Raw genomic sequence first — 20,645 nt, 5'->3', positions numbered from 1 at the left:
CTCCTCTCGACTCTTATACCCTATGTGCCCCATTATACCCCGGCATACGAATGCAATCCAGCAATGACGAGGTTCACGCCGACCAGCGTAAACATCACGACGAGGAAACCGATGACGGCAAGCCAAGCCGACCTCGTTCCCTGCCAGCCTCTCGACAGGCGAAGATGTAAATAAGCACTATAGAACAGCCACGTAATAAGCGCCCACACTTCCTTCGGATCCCATCCCCAGAACCTCGACCAGGCGATTTCCGCCCAGATCATGGCGAAGATTAGCGCCCCAAGCGTAAACACCGGGAATCCGATCGCGATGGCGCGATAGCTGATTTCCTCCAGATCGTCGGGATCGATGTCCGAAAGGTGCGGGTTGATCGCCGCCGTCAGCTTCTTGCGCGTAATGAGCCGCAGTAAACCATAGAGCAGCGAACCGGCAATGACGGACCAGATAACCGTGTTCAGCTTGCGACCCGCGTTGACTCCGTTCATCCAGGACGGCGCTTCGAACAGCGGCTTCTCAAGACCAATGAAAGATTGGAAAGAGACTGTCTCGCTGTTATACGGCGCAACTATCGGAGGCAAGGTGTACTTCACTTCGCCTGTGTTTGTGAGCGCATTGCCGGCATCGTCGATCGTGACCGTCTCTTGCTTAAAGGACGCTTCGTACCCTGCGCCGCGGAAAGCGAATACCGCTACAATGAAGCCGACGAGCACAATGATCACGTACAGGGAAAACTCCGTCCAAAATTGAGCGCGACGTCCCGCCTTATCCGTACGAGTAAAATCGACGACGCGGATCAACTGCACGAGCGCTGCAGCGAATCCGATCGCGAAGAACGCCTCGCCCGTTGCAGCCATCGTCACGTGAATTTTTAGCCATATGCTTTGCAGCGGCGGAATAAGCGGTTGAACCTCGGACGGAAATACCGATGCGTACGCTATGATGATGATAACCAGAGGCAGCGTAAACGCGCCAAGCATCATGTTGCGGTAAATCGCATAGATGACGATAAACGCAAACATGATCGCCATGCCGAGGAACGTCATAAATTCATACATATTGCTCGTCGGAATATGGCCGCCGCCGTACCAACGAGTAAAGAAAAACGTCAGGTGGGCCAGCCAGCCGACCGCGGCAAGCACGAAGGCGATTTTGCCCCAGCGAGCGGCATGCTCGGCCGGCTTGCGGTTGCTCCACTTCTTGCCGCCGATCGCGATCGCATAGCTGATAAAGGACGCGCAATACAGAAAAAAGGCTGCGATAAATGCGTCACTGCTAAAATCCAACCAACTCAACGTACATTCCTCCTGTTATCGAGCGTTTTGGGATCCACGGCGATGCCGGTTTTGCCCAGCGCTCCCGCCACGTCGGCTCTTAAGCCGTAAGTATTCTTGTTCGTATGTCCCCCGAGCGACAGCGAATCGCCGTCGATCCGGACCCATATCCGCCTGTGCTGCCAATAAAAGCCCATAATCAGACCAATCATGGAGATGGCCGCGCCGACCCACACGTAAGGCATCGCTCTGTCCATGCGAATGTTCAGGTAGGTGGTGAAAGCGGAATATTCAATATTGTTCATCTTCCCGTCGACAATCGGGTTCTCCACTTGAATGGAGAAGCGCCCCGAACTGTCTCCTCGCTGCTTAAAGCTCTCGTTCAGAATGCTCTCGTAATACTTGCTCTTCTCGCTTGGCATAGCGAAGTAAATATGCAATTCGCCTTTGTCCTGAACGTCGGGACCCGTGATCCGGAACACAAACGCCGGATTGTTCGGATCGCGCGATTTGGTCATCGGCCTCGTCTGCTCGTCCAATCCGAAGTCGGGATAATAATCGATGAGCTTAAGCGTATAATCCCCAAGCTTATATTCCGCCTCCGGCTGATCCATTCTCAGATCGAAGCTGCCGATATCGCTTCCTCCTGCGACGTCCTTCAGTGTCGGATGCACCGAGATGAAGCGAACCTTTTCCATATAGCTGTTCTGATAAATTTTGAGCCCATCATAGGTAAGGGCGCTGTTCACGCGAATGTCGTGCTGCTTAACCTCTTTCAGAACAGGTTCCTGCGTCAGATCGTTGCAGGCGTCTGTGCATTCGTACAGGCGTGCCTTCGTCTCGTACAGCTTGACAACTTTCGTGCCCTTCTGGTTATTCGCCAGCTCTTCCTCCGAATAATAGTCAAGCGTGAACTTGTCGTTTTTAATATAGTAGTTGGTTCCCGGAATTTGCCGCGTCTCCCCCTCGTAGAGGGTCAAGTATTGATCCATATGCCACGCGGGAATGCTCCGGCCGAGCACCGCCAGCAAAAAAACGATAAGGCCGATATGGTTAATGTACGGTCCCCATCGGCTGAACCGGTTTTTCTCCCCCAACAGCGCTCCGTCCTCTTGCAATACGAGATAGTGCTTGCGTTTCAGTTCCTTCGCGAACCGATCGAGCCACGCCTGCTTGTCCTCCGTTAACTCTCCGGAGTAGACGACATGCTGACGGTTGATGAACTGCATATGCTTGCGAATCTGCTGCTTGGACAGCGCACGGTACAGCGGCAGCACACGATCGAGGCTGCAGACGACTAGCGAGGTGCCGATCATGACGAGCAGCCCGATAAACCACCAGGATTCATACGTCCGCGACAGTCCCAGCGCATGATAGATCACGCCGAACGTACCGTGCTGCTCCTTGTAATAAGCGGCAAATTCGGAGCGCTCGGTCAAGTTGATGAGCGTGCTCTCCTGCTGCAGAATCGTTCCCAGCGACGCGCCGATCAGCGTAATTACGATTAAATAAACGGCAATTTTAACCGATGAAAAGAAATTCCATATCCGATCGACGAAATGCGGATTCGCTTTCTGCGATCTCCGGGCCACGCCGTCGTACCTCATTTCCAGCAGCGCTTTCTCATCCTTCAGCAGCGCTTCGTCGAGCGGTTTGCCGCAGGACTCGCACAACACCGTTCCGACAGGATTTTGATGGCCGCATTCGCACTTCGTGTTCTGAAACAACGGTTAATCCTCCCTGACTGGCGTCACGACTTCGACTGAATGAGTCGTTCTATCCTTTGCTCGATCTCTTCCTCCGTCAGCACGCCGCCGATCACGACCTCCTGGATTTCTCCGGAGGGAGCGATGAAAAACGTTGTCGGATACTGCTTGAGTCCGTACTTCCTTTCCGTCTGCTTGTCCTTATCCAACAAAATCGGAAAATCGACGCCGATCTGACGAATGAAGCTTTGGACCGTCAGCCTGTCTTCGCTCAGATTGATGCCGATCAGCTTCAGTCCCCGATCCTTCCACTTGTCGTACTGGTGCTGCAAAGCGGGCATTTCATTGCGACACGGCGGACAGAAGGTTCCCCAAAAATTGATTATGAGAGGCTGCCCCTCGTAATCTGTCATGTCGTGCACCTGGCTGTTCAGGTCGGCCAGACGAAAGGTTGGCGGCTTGTCGCCTTTCGCAAGGACCACGCTTTTCGAAAACAACGAATTGCCGATCGCGAATCCTCCGATCAGGATCACGACGGCTAAAATCGCATATTGAATCGGCTTCCGATAACGTCCCATAATCGTGTCAACACCACCTGCGTTTCGGTTAGTTCCATTTTACCGGATAGTTTGTCTAGCTTCAATCAACCACATCAAGTATACGTTGATTTTACGGGCATTTCATTATTTTGTTTGTCTAAATTAGCACAATTGGGCCGGGGGAAATTCGAGAGGCGACATGGAGTTTCGCGGGGAGAATGTAGAGTGAAAATGGCTTTCAAAAGGGGCTAAAGAGACCTTCCAAAAAGAAAAAACCGCCAAAAAGCCTAAGCCCCTCGACGGTTTATCCTATTTTTCTTCAAGTTGAACCGAATCCGCGATCTCGCGAAGCTTCCCCAGCTCTTCCGCGGTAAGTTTGCGGTGCTTGCCTCGCTGGAGGTTGTCCAGATACAGCCCGCCGAAGGAGATGCGTTTCAGCCGCGTCACCGGATGGCGGATCGCTTCGAACATCCGGCGCACCTGCCGGTTGCGACCTTCGTAGATCGTTATAGCTATGGTGGCGTATTTGCCCTCAGGATCGATGTCTTGATATTCGACCTCCGCCGGAGCGGTCATGCCGTCGTCCAGCTTGATGCCCTTCGCGAGCTTCTCCAAAGCGTTTCCGTGCGGCACTCTCTCAACCGTCGCATGATACGTCTTCGGCACGCGATGGCTTGGATGCGTCAGCTTGTGGGCCAGATCTCCGTCGTTCGTCAGCAGCAGCAGCCCTTCCGAATCGTAATCGAGCCGGCCTACCGGATACAGCCTCTCCTTAACTTCCTTCAAGTAATCGGTCACAACGCTCCGGCCCTTGGGATCGGAGACGCTTGTGATCACTCCTTTGGGCTTATTGAACATCAAATAAATTTTAGCTTCCTTCTTGATCGCCTTGCCGGACACCGTAATCGTATCTACGGCCGGATCGGCCTTGGCACCGAGCTCGGTCACGACTTTTCCGTTGACCGTCACCTTGCCGGCCGTTATCAGTTCCTCGCATTTGCGCCGAGAAGCGACGCCTGCGTTCGCAAGAACCTTCTGTAATCTTTCCTCCACGACTTTCACCTCTAACCCATCATACCAAGCCGAACAACAACCAGCAAGCGAATACCGCGGCGAAAAATCCGACAAGGTCGGAGAACAACCCAACCTTGAGCGCATAGCGAGCATTGCGAATGCCAATTGCCCCAAAGTAGACAGTCAAGACGTACAAGGTCGTGTCGGTACTGCCTTGGATCGTAGACGCTACACGCGCCGCGAAGGAGTCCGGTCCCTGCTCCTTGATCAGATCGGTGACGAAGGCGAGCGACCCCGCTCCCGTAATCGGCCGCAGCAAGGCAAGCGGCAATACGTCGCTTGGAATGCCTATCAGCTCAAGCGCCGGGCGAATGACGCCGATTAGAGCGTCCAACGCGCCGGAGGCCCGAAACATACCGATCGCCGTCATCATTCCTACAAGATGAGGGATGATGCCGATCGCCGTTCCAAAGCCATCCTTCGCCCCATCCACAAACGTCTCGTAAACCGGCACTTTGCGAAGCGATGCATAAAGAGGAATAAAAGCGATAAGTACGGGAATCGTCCAGGTCGAGACGATCTGAATGATCGAGATCAATGCGCTCAGCCCCCTCCGGCGGACGCGGAAGGCGGATTGACAGAGGCGCCGCCCGCGCCGTTGCCCCAGTTCGTTTTATAGGCAGGCGGAAGCTTGCTGCGGCGGCGATACCATCTGTCCGCCAAAATAGCTGCCCCGGTCGAGATCAATGTAGCCAACAGAGTCGGCGCAACAATGTCCGCGGGATGAACGGCCGCAAAATTCATCCGGATGGCGATAATCGTCGTCGGCACGAGCGTAATGCTGGCCGTATTAAGCGCCAACAGCGTGCACATCGCCGGGGTGGCGACGGTCGGCTCGGGATTGAGCTTCTGAAGCTCCTGCATGGCCTTGATGCCCATCGGAGTGGCCGCATTGCCCAGACCGAGCAGGTTGGCGCTCATATTGGATAAAATGTAGCCCATTGCCGGGTGATCCCCGGGAACGTCGGGGAACAGCCTGCGGACGATTGGAGCCATCAACTGCGCCAGCTTACGGACAAGGCCCGCTTCCTCGGCGATTCGCATTAGCCCCATCCAAAACACAAGTATGCTGATCAACCCGAGACATACGGTTACGCCAGTTTGCGCTCCGCCGAACGCCGCTTCCGCGACCTTCTCCATCTTCCCGTTCGCGGCGCCGTATATAACGCTGAACACGATCATTCCCATCCATATCCAGTTTACCACTGCTCATTCCCCTCCTTGCAGTAACAAAGCTTTCAGAACCGTTTGAAACGCTGTTCCGAACGTGCGCTGCGAGGCAGTTGCGGCCACGGACGGGCGATCGGCCTGAGGCTGCGCTTGACCGGACTTCGGCGGAGAAGCTTCTCGCTCTGCGTCGGCCACTAACGGCACTCCGCCGACCTGGCGGCCGTCCAGCATGAACTTAAGCTGGCCGCGGTAGCCTAGACGATACTGCACGGATTCCGGATTAAGCGGAACGAGTCGGATTTCCAGACGTTCGCGCTCCTCTTGCGCGAACGGATAGGCAAAGCCTTCTGCCGTCTCGAAAGGATATTCCTTCAACGGTTCCCCCGCGCCGACAACGCGAACGAGCGGAAATCGGGCAAAGCCGTAATCCAGCAGACTGGCATGATCCTTCCAGTCGTCCCGGTCGTTGAGCGTAACCGCCACCAGCTGCTGGTCGCCCCGGGTCGCGGAGCTGACGAGCGTTCGCAGCGCCTGCTTCGTGTAGCCGGTCTTGACGCCGTCCGCCCCTTCGTACATTTGCAGCATTTTATTTTTGTTCACCCATTTGTAATCCCAGGAATCGTTCGGATTCGGCGCCGATCGTACCTGCGTTCCGACGATCTTCTTGAATTCGGGGTTGCGCAGCGCATACACGGCAAGCTTGGCCAGATCATTGGCAGAGGAATGGTGGCCTGGCTCGTCCAGTCCGTGCGGATTCATAAAATGGCTGTTCTCCAGGCCGAGCTCCTCGGCTTTCTTGTTCATCAGAAAAGCGAAGCCCTCGACGGAACCGCCGACATGCTCGGCGATCGCGATTGCGGCATCGTTGCCGGAGCGCAGCATCAGGCCGTACAGCGCGTTGCGCAGCGTGATCGTCTCTCCGGCTTTCAAGTAGAGCGAGGAACCTTCCTTGCCGGCCGCCCGTTTGCTCACCTTTACCTTATCCTCCAAATTGCCGTGTTCAATCGCCACAATTGCCGTCATAATTTTCGTCAAGCTGGCGATCTTCATCGGCTCGTCCCCATGTTGACTGTACAAAATCCGCCCGGATGCGACATCGGCAAGCGCGGCGGCTTTGGCTTGATTCGCGGGAGGCTTCTCTGACGGGCGAGCGGCGGCTCCGGCTGCCGACGAGGCGGACAATGCTGCGGCAATTGTCAGACAGATGCTAAGCACGTACAAACGATAAATATTGAAACGACGGGCCAAAAACAGCAGCATGCCGATCCTCCTCGAATTTGAACTTGATTGCCGGACGCATCGAACGCGCACGGCACTTCTGACTCCATTTTATGTATGCATGTCCTAAAGTATGAGGATAGATTCCTTCCGGGCTCAAAAAAGCGCCAGCCTCCTGACGTTATTCAGGAGTCGGCGCTTCGTCGGTATTTCGGATCTTACATTAACGAGGAATCGTTCGACGTTTTCGTTTCGACCGTTCGAATGGTCTCCGTAGAATTCGGATTACGCATAAAGGCGTGCTTTAACTTGTCGACCCATTCCGGGGCGGCGTCGATCAGTCGCTCCAGCAGATGCGTCTGATTGTCCAGCGGCACGACCTTAACCCCTTGAGAGCCGACGACTAGAAAGGCAATCGGGGTAATCGATACGCCGCCGCCGCTGCCGCCGCCAAACGGAAGCGAAACCGAGGCATGGTGACCTTCTTGTTCGTGAGAACGGGATTTTCCGGAATGGTCGGATCCATCCTCCATCGCCGAAAATTCGCTACCGCCCGCCGCAAAGCCAAAGCCGACTTTAGAAATCGGCATAATAACGCTCCCGTCGGGAGTCTGCACCGGTTCTCCGACGATCGTATTGACGTCGACCATATCCTTGATATTTTCCATTGCGGTTTGCATTAAGCCGTTAATCGGATGCTGATGCTGTGACATCTTCAACTCCTCCTTTCGTGTACCTAATTTGCCCGAATCCCCTACGCCTTTATGCGTCCACTTGCTGCCTGCTGCGGGATGTTCAAGCTTCGTGTCGACTAGCTTAAACCTTCCTTGGGAGGCGTCAGCCAGCTCCGCCATGCCCGCAGCGCCTTGCCGACGCGAATCGTGCTTACCCCGAGTTTAAGAAATGCCCTTAGGAGCGTTCCCAGTCGAATGCGAAAGTCCGCTTCCCATACAACCGTAAACTCGGGTGCGGCATAGTTCGGCGTCACCTCGCCATACGGCGATGTACGGAAAGCGAGCATGCGGCTAGCGATGCCTGAAGCGCAGCCGGATACGGCCCACAGCAAGCCCGTCAAAGTCGCAGTCGATGCCGCATCCCCCGTGCCTACGCGAAAATCGAGTCTCCACCGGGTACATTCCACTTTCTTCAGCGTTTGTCTCGCCCATTGTTTGAACCTCTTCGTGGAAACGAGTATCGAGCGGTAAGCTCTTATGTACCGCATAATCGTTTTTCTGCCCACTATCCGCTTTGCTTTGCTTCCTTGCGTCCTTCCAGGCAATCCGCCGGTCCTCTGTTCGCGGTATACGACGTTCCAGCCGCGAATGACAACCGACGGGAGCAGAATGCGATAACGGAAAAGACCGAACAACGCTTGAACGACAACGACCAACTGATCCAATCGACCGCTGCGCGAGTATCGGACGCGGATTTTGATTGGCGAAAACCATGCCGCGACCAGCGCCGCCGCAGCGGCCGCCGAGGCGATCCAAAGCCAGAAGGCCATACCTCCCCCGCCTTTCATAGGGGTAGTATGGCCTTCTGGCTTTCGTTCATTCCAATTCCCGATCCAAATCTTCCAGAGAAAGCTGCCGACCTTCGATTCGGTCGAACAGGAGCTTGGTTCTCTCCTCCAGTTCGTCGTCGCCGTCGGCGAACGTCGGTTCAGGCAGGCTTTGGATGCCGGGCAATCCGAAATAGTCGAGAAACGCTTTAGTCGTGCCGTACAGAATCGGACGGCCAAGCGCATCGGCTCTGCCCTTCTCCTCGATCAGATCCTTGTTCACCAAATGGTGAATCGGCCGATCCGCCTTCACTCCGCGTATTTCTTCGATCTCGATCCGTGTAATCGGCTGCTTGTAGGCGATGATCGCCAGCGTCTCAAGCGCTGCTTGCGACAGCGAAGAACGCGAGGGAGAGTAAGCCAGCTTCTCGAAAAACGGCGCATGCTCGCTGGCCGTCGTCAGCCGGAAACTTCCGGCCACTTCGGCGATCCGGATTCCGCGGCTTTTTTTGGAGAAATCCTTCTGCAAATCCTTCAGCACGTCCGCCACGACGGCTACGTCCGTCTCGACGACCTCGGCGGCCGTCTTCGCGCTGATCCCTTCGTCTCCGGATACGAACAGCAAGCCTTCAAGTACCGATTTCAATGTCGAGTAATTCATCGTTCTCTTCTCTCCCCGTCCACGACAACACGATTTCATCGAACAGTGCGTTTTGATGGCAGGAAATCCACTTCCGCTTCATTAATTCCAGAATTGCCAGGAAGGTGACGACGATTTCCTCGCGATCTTCCTCTTCCCTGAGCAATTGCGAAAACAGCAGCTTTCCTTCGGTCGAACGGCTCTTGAGCGTATGGATAATGTCGAGAATTCGATCCTTGACCGAAATTTCGTCCTTGCGAATCGAAGAAACCCGGTTTCGTCCGGCCAGTCTTCTCATCGCCTTCTGGAACGCTTTGACGAGATCGTCCACGTGCAGTCCTTCGACCGGATTCGTCTTGATCGCCTTCTCGAAGGGGGTTAGGTCGGTTGGCTCTCGCGTGTACACCTGACTGCGATCCCATTCCTTCTCGCGCAGCTGTCCGGCCACCGACTTGAATTTGCGGTATTCGATCAGCTTGCGAATCAGTTCCTCGCGAGGGTCGAGATCGTCGTCCTCATCGACCGTCAGCCACGGTTCCTCGGTGACCGGAGGCTTAGGCAGCAGCTGCCTGCTCTTCATGGAGAGCAGTGTCGCCGCCATCACAAGAAATTCGCTGGTAATGTCAAGCTCGAGCTCCTGCATCGCCGCCAAATATTCCATATATTGATCGGTAATGTCGCTGATCGAGATGTCCTGAATGTCGATTTCCGCCTTGTCGATCAGATGGAGCAGCAAATCGAGCGGACCTTCGAACGTCTCCAGCTTGTACAGCATTGCCACGCGGGTTTCCTCCTGCCTTCACGCACGTCCCTTTTACCTTCTAAAATGAAATCTTATCAGCCCGAGATCGCCCGCGTCAAATTCGCCATCTCGATGGCCGTCGTAGCCGCGTCCCAGCCCTTGTTGCCAGCCTTCGTTCCCGCGCGCTCCACCGCTTGCTCGATGCTGTCCGTCGTCAGCACGCCGAAGATTGTCGGCACGCCCGTCTTTAGCGAGATAGCGGCGACTCCCTTGGCCACTTCGTTGCAGACGTAGTCGAAATGCGGCGTGGAGCCGCGAATAACCGCGCCCAGCGTAATGACCGCATCGTACTTGCCGCTCTCCGCAAGCTTCTGGGCGATCAGCGGAATTTCGAAAGCTCCCGGAACCCAGGCGATCTCCACTTCGCTATCCTCCGCTCCGTGACGCTTCAGCGCATCTAGCGCCCCTCCGAGCAGCTTGGACGAAATAAACTCGTTGAATCTTCCGACGACGATTGCGTATTTTAACCCTTTGGATACTAAGTGACCTTCATATACGATTGACATTGTTCGTTCATCCCCTCAAATGTTGTAGTCTGGCTCGCCTTGGAACGATAGCAGATGGCCTAGCTTGGCTTTCTTGGTATGCAAATATCCCGTATTGTCTTCGTTCTCCTGCATCTGTATCGGAACGCGCTCGACGACGTTTAGACCGTAGCCTTCCAGCCCTTTGATCTTGCGCGGATTGTTCGTCAGCAGCCGAATGTCGCGAATGCCGAGATCTTTCAAAATTTGCGCCCCGATGCCGTAATCGCGAAGATCCGGAGCGAATCCCAATTGAATATTCGCGTCCACCGTGTCCAATCCCTGCTCCTGCAGCTCGTAAGCGCGCAATTTGTTGATCAGACCGATGCCCCGGCCTTCCTGGCGCATATAGAGTAGTACTCCGCTGCCCGCTTCGTTGATCTGCCTGAGCGCCGCTTCCAACTGAGGACCGCAATCGCAGCGATGAGAATGGAAGACGTCGCCCGTCAAGCACTCCGAATGCACGCGGACAAGCACCGGTTTTGAACCGTCTAGCTCTCCTTTGACGAAAGCGACATGCTCCTTGCGATCGACTTCGTTCGTGTAGGCGACTGCTTGGAACGTTCCGAAATCGGTCGGTATTCTGACCGCGACCTCGCGTTTGACCAGCTTCTCCTTCTCATTGCGATAATGGATCAGATCCTTGATCGTGATCAGCTTGAGGCCATGCTCCTTGGCGAACGTCTGCAGATCGGGGAGCCTTGCCATCGTCCCGTCTTCTTTAATAACTTCGCAGATAACGGCCGCAGGCGCGGACCCGCTCATTCTTGCCAGATCGATCGCCGCTTCCGTATGCCCGGCTCTTCTGAGCACGCCGCCGTTTTTGGCAATCAAAGGGAAAATATGGCCCGGTCTGCGGAAGTCGCTTGGCCTTGCCGCCGGATCGATCATCGCCTGTACCGTCAACGAACGCTCGTGAGCGGATATTCCCGTCGTCGTAGACACGTGGTCGACCGATACGGTAAACGCGGTGCCGTGATAATCCGTATTGTGATTGACCATAGGCGGCAAGTCAAGCTCTTCGGCCCGCTCCTGGGTAATCGGCACGCAAAGCAGCCCTCTCGCCTCCTTGATCATGAAGTTGATCACTTCCGGCGTCGCCTTGTCGGCCAGCGCGATCAAATCCCCTTCGTTCTCCCTATCCTCGTCGTCGACGACGATAATGATTTTCCCCTGGCGCAAGTCCTCGATCGCGTCGTCGATCCGGTCAAAATGTTGCTCTGTCATGTTGGTCGCTCCTTTCACATAAACCCGTTGTCGCGCAGCACCGATTCGGTCAAGCCGCCAGTTTTACGCGTGCTGGCCGCTTGATCTCTCCAGCCAAGCAGGTGGTCGACGTACTTGCCGAGAATATCGCATTCGATATTCAGCGAATCGCCGGGGTGCTTGTGCTGCAGAACCGTTTCGCGCAGCGTATGCGGAATGATCGATACTGTGAAAATGCCCTCGTCCCGATTCGTCGAGACGACCGTTAAGCTAATGCCGTCCAGCGTAACCGAACCCTGCTGCACGACGTGGCGCAGCATGGCCGGCTCGTTGGGCTCGATTGCGAAGACGACGGCATTGGCTTCCGCCGTTCGTCCTCTGATCGTTCCGACGCCGTCGACATGGCCCTGCACAAGATGCCCGCCGAAGCGGCCTCCCGCCTGCATCGCCCTTTCCAAATTCAAGGGAGCGCCGGGCTTCAGCGAGCTAAGGTTCGTATGGCGATACGTCTCGGGCATGACATCCACCTCAAAGCTCGTTCGGTCGAACGACACGACGGTTAGACACACCCCGTTGACTGCGATGCTGTCGCCGAGCTTGACGTCCTCTAGAACCTTGGAGGCCGAGACGCCCATAATCATTGCTTTTCCCCTGCGCTGCACAGAGCGCAGAACGCCCATCTCTTCAATAAGTCCCGTAAACATCTTGAACATCCTCCTTACCTGCGCGCTCCTGCGATCCCGCTTCGTTCTCCGGCCGGTCAAGCCGATTGCTCGGATACCCGGTCACGCACCAATCGTCCCCGTAGCTTTGCATCGACACTCCGGAAAGCCGAAGCGCCGCGGACATCTCGTTCGGGCCGACATAGGAGAACGCGGATGGAGCGCCTTCTCCTCCGACGATAATCGGAGCGTAAAACAAGTTAACCTTGTCGACGAGGCCCGCCTCCAGCATAGCGCCGTTGAGCACGCCTCCGCCCTCCAGCAGCACGGAGCTAATGCCTCGCGTCCCCAGCTCCCTCATCGCCGCCACGAGATCGACGCGTTCGCCATCGCCGCAACGCAGCACCTCGGCGCCAAGCTGCCTAAGACGTTCGGCACGGCTTTCATCTGCGCGAAGCGTAGTCAACACGATTGTCGGGGCGGCTTCGTTCAGCACTCTCGCCGTAATCGGGGTGTTCAGCTTGGAATCGACAATGATGCGAGCCGGATGAAGCGCGGGCACGCTGAGGCGGGTCGTCAGCTCCGGGTCGTCGGCCAGAACCGTCTGAACGCCGACCATAATTCCGCTATGACGATGCCGCAGCGTATGTACGGCCTCCCTGGCGGCAGCTCCCGTAATCCATCGGCTGTGGCCGGTGCGGGTGGCGATGCGTCCGTCCAGACTCATCGCCGTCTTCAGCGTGACGAAGGGCAGTCCGGTGCGAATGAACTTGTTAAACGCCTCGTTCTGAACCGCAGCTTCCGCTTCCAGGACGCCTGCCAACACCTCGATGCCAGCCTCCCGAAGTCTTGCAAGCCCCTGTCCGGCAACGAGCGGATTCGGATCGACCGCAGCGACGACGACGCGCGATACGCCTTCCTTGATTAGACGCTCGCAGCAAGGCGGGGTCTGCCCATAATGACTGCAAGGCTCAAGCGTGACATAAGCGGTCGCCCCGCTGGCCTGTTCTCCAGCCATATTAAGCGCATGAACTTCCGCATGGCCCTCCCCCCGCTTCAGATGCGCGCCTAAGCCGACGATCCGACCCTCTTTGACTACAACGCAGCCGACTACGGGATTGACGCCGGTTTGACCGGAGGCTCCGTCCGCCAAATTCAAGGCTAGCCGCATGTAGTATTCGTCATTCAGTATTTCCATCCGTCTCCTCCTCTCCCGCCGAGATCAAACAAAAAAGCCCCCGGGTGTAAATTCTCCAGGGGGCGTTAAATGCACAGCGTTAAACAGACCTTCAGTCGTATTTCGAAAAGCAAAGAGAACAGCTCGTTCCGATCGAATAGAACAAGATCGAAAGCATGCTGAAACAACCCGTCTCCATCGCAGGTTTGTGAAAAAAGGAACAATCAAAGCCGTAAAAGATCTCTCTGATTTCTCCCAACCACGAATCGACGCTTTTCAAGAATACGGCATGGCCGCTGTGCTTCCTTCTCCCATCCAGACTGTTACTGTCGGTCCCGGATTCTCACCAGGTCCACCGCAAAGCCGTCGCCGGTTGGACCGGAAGCGGCAATGACGGGTCACGGACTGACGGCGGCGCAAGCGGCTTCGATGAGATCGATGGCCGAGACGCTGCCGATCACCGTCGGTGGGGAATTGCACCCCGCCCCGAAGGATAAGCAACTATTGTTAGTCAGTGTATCACTCCGCCTGCCAATTTGCAAGCAGTTAGGTTGGAATTATTGTCAGCTTACGCGCACCGATTCCATCTTCTCTTGACCTTGTAACGCATCCACGTGCTCCATACCGGACGTTACTTTGCCGAATACGGTATGTACGCCGTCCAGATGCGGCTGAGGCCGGTAGCAAATATAGAACTGGCTGCCGCCGGTATTCGGTCCGCGGTGAGCCATCGCCAAGCTGCCGCGCTCATGCTTGTTCTGGTTGTGCTCGCAATTGATCGTGTAACCGGGGCCGCCCGTCCCATTTCCGTTTGGACAACCGCCTTGCGCGACGAAGCCCGGAATGACGCGGTGGAACGGAATACCGTCATAGAAGCCCTCGTTAGCCAGCTTCTCGAAGTTTGCCACCGTATTCGGAGCGTCCTGATCGAACAACTCAAGGACGATTTCGTTGCCGTCCGCCATTTTAATATTCGCTTGTTTAGCCAAAACAATCTGCCTCCTCTAGTTCGGTTCATCTCATTTTACAACATTTCCACGCAGCCGTGCCACGTGCGCAGCAAAAACGCCGCGTCCCGATTCGGAACGCGGCTACGCCGGAAGAAAATTTTATTTCGCGACCGCCTGCTTCTGCAAGCGGGCCGGAATGACGTCGTTGCCGACGATGTTCTCGTACGTTTCGCGAGCGACGACGAGATCCGCTTGGCCGTCCTTAACGAATACGACGGCAGGGCGACGGATGCGATTGTAGTTGCTGGCCATCGCATAGTTGTACGCTCCCGTGCAGAACACGGCGAGCAGGTCGCCGGATTGAACGGCTGGCAGGTTCAAGTCCCAGATAAGCATGTCGCCGCTCTCGCAGCATTTGCCCGCGACGGAGACGACCTCCTCCGTTGCGTCGTTGGCACGGTTGGCTAGAAGCGCCTCGTATTTGGACTCGTACAGCGCCGGACGCGGATTGTCGGTCATGCCGCCGTCCACCGCGATATATTTGCGCACGCCCGGAATGTCTTTGCTCGTTCCTACCGTGTAGAGCGTCGTGCCTGCATCGCCGATGATGCTGCGACCCGGCTCGATCCAGATTTCCGGAAGCGGGAAGCTCGCTTGCTCGCAAGTCGTGCGGACGGCGTCCGCGATCGCCTGCACGTAAGTGCCGAGCGGCAGCGGCTGGTCGCCTTCCACGTAGCGGATGCCGAAGCCTCCGCCGAGATTCAACACCGTAAACGTATGGCTTAGCTTGTCGCGAATCTCGACCGCGAAGGCCGATACTTTTTCGACCGCCATCCGAAAACCTTCAACCTCGAAAATCTGCGAGCCGATATGAGAATGAACGCCAAGCACCTGAAGGTTGGGCAAGGAAATCGCCGTCTCGATTGCCTGGAATGCCGTGCCGTTGCCCAGGTCGAAGCCGAACTTGGAGTCCTGCTGACCGGTGGAAATATAATCGTGCGTATGCGCCTCGACTCCCGGCGTAATGCGCAGCAGCACATTTACGCGCTTGCCCTGCTCTCCGGCCAAGGCATTCAGCAGGTGCAGCTCGTTAAAGTTGTCCACGACAAAACAGCCGATGTTCGCTTCCAGCGCCATCAAAATCTCTTCCGGCGTTTTGTTGTTGCCGTGGAAATGAATGCGCTCGGCCGGGAAACCGGCTTGCAGCGCCGTATACAACTCGCCGTCGGACACGACGTCGAGGCTCATCCCTTCTTCTTCGGCCACGCGGCACATCGCCATGACGCAGAACGCCTTGGAGGCGTAAGCCACCTGATGACGCATGCCCGTCGCGCGGAAAGCTTCCATAAATTCGCGGGCGCGCTGACGCACCAGCGCCTCATCGACAATATATAGCGGAGTGCCGAACTGCTTCGCCAAATCCGTAACGTCGCATCCTCCGATTTCCAGATGACCTTTGCTGTTTATTTTGCTCGTACCATGCAAAAACATATCCTTTTCCCCTTTGGCGAATAATTCGGAAACGGCCGTTAGCCGACCTCTCCGGAGTTTGCACTTTAACACTCAGTATACCGGAAATCCGGCCAAGGGGATATGGAGGATTTGCCACAACATTTGCACTAACTTTATGAAAAGTCGCCAAAAAGCCGGGCAATCGGGGCATTTCGTCCGTCCGAAACCCCGAAAACCCGGCATACGAAGCCGCCTTTACGCTATACCGGCTGCTTGCGATTTTTTTTGGTCCGGTAGATCGACAGCCTCTTCTTGTTCGTCGACAGCGGCATTCTGAACAGGATGTTGCGGAACGCGACTGCGTTAAAGGGCAGGAAAGGCCATAGGTAAGGCGCGTTGAACGATCGCTTGAAGGCCAAATACAGCAGCGTGGCCGTCGCAAGGATCACAAAGCCGATTTCCTGGAAGAAAAACACGGCGAGAAGCAAACCCAATCGTATGATTCGATTCGCCAAGCCCAACTCGTAGCTCGGCGTCGCGAACATGCCGATTGCGGACACCGCCATATATAAAATAACCTCGTTGACGAATAACCCTGTCTTGACCGCTATATCGCCGATCAGGATCGCCGACAGCAAAGTCATCGCGGTGACGAGAGGCGCTGGCGTGTGCACGGCCGCAAGCCGGAGCAGATCGACGCCGACCTCCGCAATCAGAAATTGAAGTATCAGCGGAAGCTGCCCCGCCTTGTCCGTTCCTACAAACCATAACCACTCGGGGCGCATCGAGGGATTGGCGTTAAACAAAAACCACAGCGGCATCAGCACAAGCGATGCGAGAATGCCCAAATACCGCACCCATCTCATATAGGAGCCCATGAACGGGTTTTGGCGATTTTCTTCCGCGTGCTGCACCAAATCAAAATACGTCGTCGGCAGCAGAATCGCGCTGGGCGAAGTATCGACGATAACGGTAACGCTTCCGTCGAGCAGTTGCGCCGCAACGACGTCGGGCCGTTCCGTATACCTCACCAGAGGGAACGGATTCCAGTTGCTGCTGACCGTCATTTCCTCCAACTGCTTATCCGCGAGCGGGAGGCCGTCGATATCGATCGCGCGAATTTTGTCCCGAATCGATTCCACCAGCTCCGTGTTCGCGATATCGTCGATATATCCGATGCAGACGTCCGTCTGGGTGCGACGCCCGACCTTCATAATCTCAAAGCGTAAATTCGGGTCGCGCAGCCTGCGCCGAATGAGCGCGACGTTCGTTAGCAGCGTCTCCGTAAAACCGTCCTGGCTGCCCCTGACGACCTTCTCCAGCGAAGGCTGCTCCGGATTTCTTCCCGGGAAAGATTTCGCGTCTATCATCAGCGCCGCCGACTGCCCGTCTACGTAAAAGGCGGTATTGCCCATCAGCACACCGTCGACCATTTCCGGGAAAGAATCCGTTCTCTGGACCTGTACCGCAGGCACATAGCACTCCAGAAAAGACTGCAGTGCGTCGGAATCCAGCGAACTGTCGGGATTCAGATAGGTTAATCTCTTGATGATCTCCGTCAGCGCCGTATCCTTGGCGAACACGCTAAGGAATAGCAGCGCCACCTTCCTGCCGCCGAAAATCATCTCCCGAACTTGAACCTCGAAGCTTTTGTCCAGTCCAATCGTCTCCGTCAGCTGCCGCTTCCATCGCTCAAGCTCGTCGGGGATGCGCTCGGACGTCTTGCGAGCTGTTTCCGATGCCGATGGCGTTATCTCCTTCTTTTCCTGATGCCGCGCGTCTCTCTCTTCCCCCGAAGAACTCTCTTTTCGAACCGAAGCCTTCCGGATCAGCTCCTTCGGAAATTTCATCTGCCGGCCCGCATGTCCGTCATTCACGCCGCCCTGCTCGGTCGTTTCCATCACATTCACGCTCCTTAAGGCTGCAACCACAGCCAGTCGACGAGCGAGCCCGTCACCTTGCCCAACACCATGGCCATCAATAGCGGCAATAAATAAGGTTTAAGCTTTAATCTCTTAGACACGATAGGGATCACGTTCAGCACCTCCGTCAAAGCGGCGGCGAACATGCCGACGAACAAGCCCTGAAAAACTGCCGGAATAAGCAGAAAACGCGCCGACAGCCGGAAGGTCCAGTCGAACAAATCCGCGCAAATCCAATACAGCGAGCCGATCAGAATCGCGGATTCGAACACGGCTGAGCGGCGGTGGCCTCTCGTCAGTTGCACCAGTCTGGGAATCAAGTCGAGCACGATCAGCAGCGCTACGAAGGCGCTCCCGACGGCAAAGCCCCCAGCCAGGCTTACGATGCCAAGCAGCAGGCCCCGAAGCGCTTCAGTCACCGTCTCTCCCCGTCCTGTCCTCGTGTTTTTTACGGTATTCCTCGGTAATGACGTAATGATTCACATTTTCCTGGTACATGAACATCTCCACCTCCAGCGGATTCGGCTCGTCGTTCAGCCGTTTGCGCAAGAGTCGGTTAAAAAACAGCAGCATCCCCATTCCGACCCCGATCGAGTACGGAATTTGAAACAGCCAAGGATGGGCGCCGTCTTTGCCGGTAATCAGCTCGGTAATTCTTTTCTGCACCGCGGGCATATTGACGTCGGCATGGAAGTTCATCATCGCCATTCCGGAGCCGAAAAACAGCAGCAGCCAGGCAAGCGCAAGCACAATCCGGCGAGGTTTAACTTCGCCGGCAGGCGAAATCTCCAGCAGCACATGCGGTTCTCCGAACGTCTCGATGACCATGCCCGGCTCCGCTTCGCGAATCGCTTTAACGACTTGCAGCATGTCGATCAGCACCATATTGCCGTCGCCAGCGGTAACCTTGTGCAGCGCGAGCTTTTCAAGCCGAATTTGCAGTTCCTTCTCCGTTACCAGTCTGGCGACGTCTCCCAAACGAATTACAGCGCCGGGACGAACGACCGCTCTTCTGCGCATCCGGACGTAGACGACCCTGTTTTCCTCCTCTGCATGCGAGCGACTCATACTCCCCCTCCCCCAAGCGGCATTTCGCTTAGTATGGAATGGAAAGCGGCAGCCTAACCGTATTTCGGAAAAAAAGAAGAGGCGTCCGCCCGTTTCCGGCGTCCGCCTCCCGCGGATCGCGCACTGCAAGCAGCGACCTACTGCGCGATCTGGTCTTTAATGTTTTGCAATATTTTTTTCTCCAGCCGGCTGACCTGGACTTGAGAGATACCCAGTCTGCCGGCAACTTCGGATTGCGTCTGATCGCGGAAATACCTCAGGAAAATAATCAGCCGCTCCCTTTCGCTCAGCCCTTGGATCGCTTCCGTCAAAGCCAGCTTGTCGAACCAGCGCTCCTGAGATTCATCGGCGATCTGATCCATAAGCGTGATCGGATCGCCGTCGTTCTCGAACACCGTCTCGTGAATCGAGGTCGGCGGCTTGTTCGCTTCCTGAGCAAAGACGATTTCCTCCGGCGTCACGCCAAGCTCCTCGGCCACTTCGCCAATCGTCGGCGCACGCCCGTATCGCTTGGACAGCTCGTCCTTCGTCTTGCGGACGCGATTGGCCATCTCTTTCAAGGAGCGGCTCACTTTCAGCGTACCGTCGTCTCTGAGAAATCTTTGAATCTCTCCGATAATCATCGGCACAGCGTAAGTCGAAAACTTCACGTCGTAAGAAAGATCGAACTTGTCCACCGACTTCAGCAAGCCGATGCAGCCGATCTGGAACAGGTCGTCGCTGTCGTAGCCGCGATTGGCAAACCGCTGCACGACGGACCATACTAGCCGAATGTTGCTATTGACGAGCGTGTCTCGCGCGGTCGTATCTCCGGATTGACTAAGCGCAATAAGGCGCTTCACTTCTCCGTCATCCAAATAAGCCGGCGGAGACGATCGTTTCCATTCTGATTCCATGCCTCCAACCCCTGCCGCACGGTTTTTAGTTAAACAACGCCTTTTTCGACTCGATCCGCTTCTTCATCCTAAGAGACGTACCGCCTGCTTCCGAGCTGACGACGTCAAATTCGTCCATGAAATTTTCCATGATCGTAAAGCCCATGCCCGAGCGTTCAAGCTCTGGGCGCGAAGTGAACAACGGCTGTCTGGCCAGCTCCAAATCTTCAATTCCTTTGCCCTGGTCGCTGACGGATAGCGAAATCATATCTCCGTCCAGCTCCGCTTCGACGGTGACGATGCCGTCCGTCCTTCCCTCGTAGCCGTGAATGATCGCGTTGGTTACCGCCTCCGACACGACCGTCTTGATCTCGTCCACTTGTTCCAATGTCGGATCAAGCTGCGTGATAAATGCCGCAACCGTCACTCTCGCGAAAGACTCGTTCTCGGAACGGCTCGCAAATGAGAGCTTCATATGATTATGTCCACTCATGATACAACCTCCAGACCGGCAACTGCCAAGCGCTCCGAATCATAGAACGAGAGAATCTTGAACAACCCCGACAGCTCAAACAGCCTTTTAACGCCGGGCTGCGTATCGCATACGACCATTTTGCCGCCGCGGCTCTTAAGCAGCTTATAGCGTCCGAGAATGACGCCGAGCCCCGAGCTGTCCATAAATTGCAATTCTTTCAGGCTGAGCACGACGTGATCGCACCGCCCGCGCATAATCGCGTCCTCCATCTTGAAGCGGACGATGTCCGCGGTATGGTGGTCCAGCTCCCCCCTCAGTCGTACGATCAAAACATTGCGTTGCTGTTCCAGCTCAACCTGCAAGCTCATCCTCATTTCCCCTTCCCCATATCCTGCTTGCCTCGTCACCAATTC

The 20,645-nt window shown here is 55.8% G+C and carries 23 protein-coding genes and 1 riboswitch; all 23 genes read right to left on the bottom strand.

Annotation, left to right across the window (positions count from 1 at the left end; all coding sequences use genetic code 11):
- Positions 1 to 32: 32 nt before the first annotated feature.
- Complete coding sequence (gene ccsA / locus DFP98_RS34915) at positions 33 to 1,292, bottom strand: cytochrome c biogenesis protein CcsA (protein WP_116065263.1); 1,260 nt, start codon at positions 1,290 to 1,292, stop codon at positions 33 to 35.
- The gene (gene resB, locus DFP98_RS34910; RefSeq protein ID WP_116065262.1) at positions 1,289 to 2,998 is read right to left on the bottom strand and encodes a cytochrome c biogenesis protein ResB; all 1,710 of its coding nucleotides are present in this window, start codon (positions 2,996 to 2,998) and stop codon (positions 1,289 to 1,291) included. The genes ccsA and resB overlap by 4 nt, the downstream gene beginning before the upstream one ends.
- Positions 2,999 to 3,021: 23 nt before the next feature.
- Positions 3,022 to 3,555 (bottom strand): redoxin domain-containing protein, encoded by a 534-nt coding sequence (locus DFP98_RS34905; RefSeq protein ID WP_116065261.1) that lies wholly within the window; start codon positions 3,553 to 3,555, stop codon positions 3,022 to 3,024.
- A 270-nt stretch (positions 3,556 to 3,825) separates the two neighbouring features.
- Positions 3,826 to 4,569, bottom strand: a complete 744-nt coding sequence (locus tag DFP98_RS34900) for a pseudouridine synthase (protein ID WP_246017036.1) — start codon at positions 4,567 to 4,569, stop codon at positions 3,826 to 3,828.
- Positions 4,570 to 4,588: 19 nt separating this feature from the next.
- Complete coding sequence (locus tag DFP98_RS34895) at positions 4,589 to 5,128, bottom strand: spore maturation protein (protein WP_116065259.1); 540 nt, start codon at positions 5,126 to 5,128, stop codon at positions 4,589 to 4,591.
- 5 nt (positions 5,129 to 5,133) lie between these two features.
- On the bottom strand, positions 5,134 to 5,796 hold the full coding sequence (locus DFP98_RS34890; protein ID WP_116065258.1) for a nucleoside recognition domain-containing protein: 663 nt from the start codon (positions 5,794 to 5,796) through the stop codon (positions 5,134 to 5,136).
- 3 nt (positions 5,797 to 5,799) lie between these two features.
- Positions 5,800 to 7,020: a D-alanyl-D-alanine carboxypeptidase family protein gene (locus tag DFP98_RS34885; RefSeq protein ID WP_116065257.1), complete on the bottom strand. Its 1,221-nt coding sequence runs from the start codon at positions 7,018 to 7,020 to the stop codon at positions 5,800 to 5,802.
- A gap of 176 nt (positions 7,021 to 7,196) precedes the next feature.
- Positions 7,197 to 7,691 carry a GerW family sporulation protein gene (ytfJ, locus tag DFP98_RS34880; protein WP_116065256.1) on the bottom strand — a complete coding sequence of 165 codons (495 nt, stop codon included), beginning with the start codon at positions 7,689 to 7,691 and terminating at the stop codon, positions 7,197 to 7,199.
- Between the two features lie 98 nt (positions 7,692 to 7,789).
- Positions 7,790 to 8,482, bottom strand: a complete 693-nt coding sequence (locus DFP98_RS34875; RefSeq protein WP_181918134.1) for a DUF2953 domain-containing protein — start codon at positions 8,480 to 8,482, stop codon at positions 7,790 to 7,792.
- Between the two features lie 46 nt (positions 8,483 to 8,528).
- Positions 8,529 to 9,140, bottom strand: a complete 612-nt coding sequence (gene scpB, locus DFP98_RS34870) for an SMC-Scp complex subunit ScpB (RefSeq protein ID WP_116065254.1) — start codon at positions 9,138 to 9,140, stop codon at positions 8,529 to 8,531.
- Positions 9,109 to 9,894 (bottom strand): segregation and condensation protein A, encoded by a 786-nt coding sequence (locus DFP98_RS34865; RefSeq protein ID WP_371822893.1) that lies wholly within the window; start codon positions 9,892 to 9,894, stop codon positions 9,109 to 9,111. The genes scpB and DFP98_RS34865 overlap by 32 nt, the downstream gene beginning before the upstream one ends.
- A gap of 62 nt (positions 9,895 to 9,956) precedes the next feature.
- Complete coding sequence (ribH, locus tag DFP98_RS34860; protein WP_116065252.1) at positions 9,957 to 10,427, bottom strand: 6,7-dimethyl-8-ribityllumazine synthase; 471 nt, start codon at positions 10,425 to 10,427, stop codon at positions 9,957 to 9,959.
- 15 nt (positions 10,428 to 10,442) lie between these two features.
- Positions 10,443 to 11,672: a bifunctional 3,4-dihydroxy-2-butanone-4-phosphate synthase/GTP cyclohydrolase II gene (locus DFP98_RS34855; RefSeq protein WP_116065251.1), complete on the bottom strand. Its 1,230-nt coding sequence runs from the start codon at positions 11,670 to 11,672 to the stop codon at positions 10,443 to 10,445.
- Between the two features lie 14 nt (positions 11,673 to 11,686).
- Complete coding sequence (locus DFP98_RS34850) at positions 11,687 to 12,355, bottom strand: riboflavin synthase (protein WP_116065250.1); 669 nt, start codon at positions 12,353 to 12,355, stop codon at positions 11,687 to 11,689.
- Positions 12,336 to 13,511 (bottom strand): bifunctional diaminohydroxyphosphoribosylaminopyrimidine deaminase/5-amino-6-(5-phosphoribosylamino)uracil reductase RibD, encoded by a 1,176-nt coding sequence (ribD, locus tag DFP98_RS34845; RefSeq protein WP_116065249.1) that lies wholly within the window; start codon positions 13,509 to 13,511, stop codon positions 12,336 to 12,338. The genes DFP98_RS34850 and ribD overlap by 20 nt, the downstream gene beginning before the upstream one ends.
- A gap of 278 nt (positions 13,512 to 13,789) precedes the next feature.
- Positions 13,790 to 13,988: riboswitch (FMN riboswitch) on the bottom strand.
- A 65-nt stretch (positions 13,989 to 14,053) separates the two neighbouring features.
- Positions 14,054 to 14,479, bottom strand: a complete 426-nt coding sequence (locus DFP98_RS34840; RefSeq protein WP_116065248.1) for a peptidylprolyl isomerase — start codon at positions 14,477 to 14,479, stop codon at positions 14,054 to 14,056.
- Between the two features lie 120 nt (positions 14,480 to 14,599).
- On the bottom strand, positions 14,600 to 15,931 hold the full coding sequence (gene lysA / locus DFP98_RS34835; RefSeq protein WP_116065247.1) for a diaminopimelate decarboxylase: 1,332 nt from the start codon (positions 15,929 to 15,931) through the stop codon (positions 14,600 to 14,602).
- Positions 15,932 to 16,152: 221 nt separating this feature from the next.
- Positions 16,153 to 17,793 carry a spore germination protein gene (locus DFP98_RS34830; protein WP_116065246.1) on the bottom strand — a complete coding sequence of 547 codons (1,641 nt, stop codon included), beginning with the start codon at positions 17,791 to 17,793 and terminating at the stop codon, positions 16,153 to 16,155.
- A 14-nt stretch (positions 17,794 to 17,807) separates the two neighbouring features.
- Entirely contained in the window at positions 17,808 to 18,233 is a 426-nt protein-coding gene (locus DFP98_RS34825) for a stage V sporulation protein AB (protein WP_116065245.1), read from the bottom strand.
- On the bottom strand, positions 18,226 to 18,882 hold the full coding sequence (locus DFP98_RS34820; protein WP_116065244.1) for a stage V sporulation protein AA: 657 nt from the start codon (positions 18,880 to 18,882) through the stop codon (positions 18,226 to 18,228). The genes DFP98_RS34825 and DFP98_RS34820 overlap by 8 nt, the downstream gene beginning before the upstream one ends.
- A gap of 137 nt (positions 18,883 to 19,019) precedes the next feature.
- Positions 19,020 to 19,778 (bottom strand): RNA polymerase sporulation sigma factor SigF, encoded by a 759-nt coding sequence (gene sigF / locus DFP98_RS34815; protein ID WP_116065243.1) that lies wholly within the window; start codon positions 19,776 to 19,778, stop codon positions 19,020 to 19,022.
- Positions 19,779 to 19,803: 25 nt separating this feature from the next.
- The gene (spoIIAB, locus tag DFP98_RS34810; RefSeq protein ID WP_116065242.1) at positions 19,804 to 20,250 is read right to left on the bottom strand and encodes an anti-sigma F factor; all 447 of its coding nucleotides are present in this window, start codon (positions 20,248 to 20,250) and stop codon (positions 19,804 to 19,806) included.
- Positions 20,247 to 20,600, bottom strand: coding sequence for an anti-sigma F factor antagonist (spoIIAA, locus tag DFP98_RS34805; RefSeq protein ID WP_116065291.1), 354 nt, complete (start codon positions 20,598 to 20,600; stop codon positions 20,247 to 20,249). The genes spoIIAB and spoIIAA overlap by 4 nt, the downstream gene beginning before the upstream one ends.
- Positions 20,601 to 20,645: the final 45 nt, after the last annotated feature.

The organism is Cohnella phaseoli (assembly GCF_003386235.1).
GTDB classification, from domain to species: Bacteria; Bacillota; Bacilli; order Paenibacillales; family Paenibacillaceae; genus Cohnella; species Cohnella phaseoli.
Note: the sequence above shows the minus strand (reverse complement) of the source record. Positions and strands in the feature narration are given on the sequence as shown.

What these genes read in the sequence shown, in the direction of transcription:
- DFP98_RS34905 (WP_116065261.1), bottom strand. Translation starts at nt 3,555, where the DNA reads ATGGGACGTTATCGGAAGCCGATTCAATATGCGATTTTAGCCGTCGTG.
- DFP98_RS34885 (WP_116065257.1), bottom strand. Translation starts at nt 7,020, where the DNA reads ATGCTGCTGTTTTTGGCCCGTCGTTTCAATATTTATCGTTTGTACGTG.
- ytfJ (WP_116065256.1), bottom strand. Translation starts at nt 7,691, where the DNA reads ATGTCACAGCATCAGCATCCGATTAACGGCTTAATGCAAACCGCAATG.
- DFP98_RS34875 (WP_181918134.1), bottom strand. Translation starts at nt 8,482, where the DNA reads ATGGCCTTCTGGCTTTGGATCGCCTCGGCGGCCGCTGCGGCGGCGCTG.
- scpB (WP_116065254.1), bottom strand. Translation starts at nt 9,140, where the DNA reads ATGAATTACTCGACATTGAAATCGGTACTTGAAGGCTTGCTGTTCGTA.
- DFP98_RS34865 (WP_371822893.1), bottom strand. Translation starts at nt 9,894, where the DNA reads ATGCTGTACAAGCTGGAGACGTTCGAAGGTCCGCTCGATTTGCTGCTC.
- ribH (WP_116065252.1), bottom strand. Translation starts at nt 10,427, where the DNA reads ATGTCAATCGTATATGAAGGTCACTTAGTATCCAAAGGGTTAAAATAC.
- DFP98_RS34855 (WP_116065251.1), bottom strand. Translation starts at nt 11,672, where the DNA reads ATGACAGAGCAACATTTTGACCGGATCGACGACGCGATCGAGGACTTG.
- DFP98_RS34850 (WP_116065250.1), bottom strand. Translation starts at nt 12,355, where the DNA reads ATGTTTACGGGACTTATTGAAGAGATGGGCGTTCTGCGCTCTGTGCAG.
- ribD (WP_116065249.1), bottom strand. Translation starts at nt 13,511, where the DNA reads ATGGAAATACTGAATGACGAATACTACATGCGGCTAGCCTTGAATTTG.
- lysA (WP_116065247.1), bottom strand. Translation starts at nt 15,931, where the DNA reads ATGTTTTTGCATGGTACGAGCAAAATAAACAGCAAAGGTCATCTGGAA.
- DFP98_RS34830 (WP_116065246.1), bottom strand. Translation starts at nt 17,793, where the DNA reads ATGGAAACGACCGAGCAGGGCGGCGTGAATGACGGACATGCGGGCCGG.
- DFP98_RS34820 (WP_116065244.1), bottom strand. Translation starts at nt 18,882, where the DNA reads ATGAGTCGCTCGCATGCAGAGGAGGAAAACAGGGTCGTCTACGTCCGG.
- sigF (WP_116065243.1), bottom strand. Translation starts at nt 19,778, where the DNA reads ATGGAATCAGAATGGAAACGATCGTCTCCGCCGGCTTATTTGGATGAC.
- spoIIAB (WP_116065242.1), bottom strand. Translation starts at nt 20,250, where the DNA reads ATGAGTGGACATAATCATATGAAGCTCTCATTTGCGAGCCGTTCCGAG.
- spoIIAA (WP_116065291.1), bottom strand. Translation starts at nt 20,600, where the DNA reads ATGAGCTTGCAGGTTGAGCTGGAACAGCAACGCAATGTTTTGATCGTA.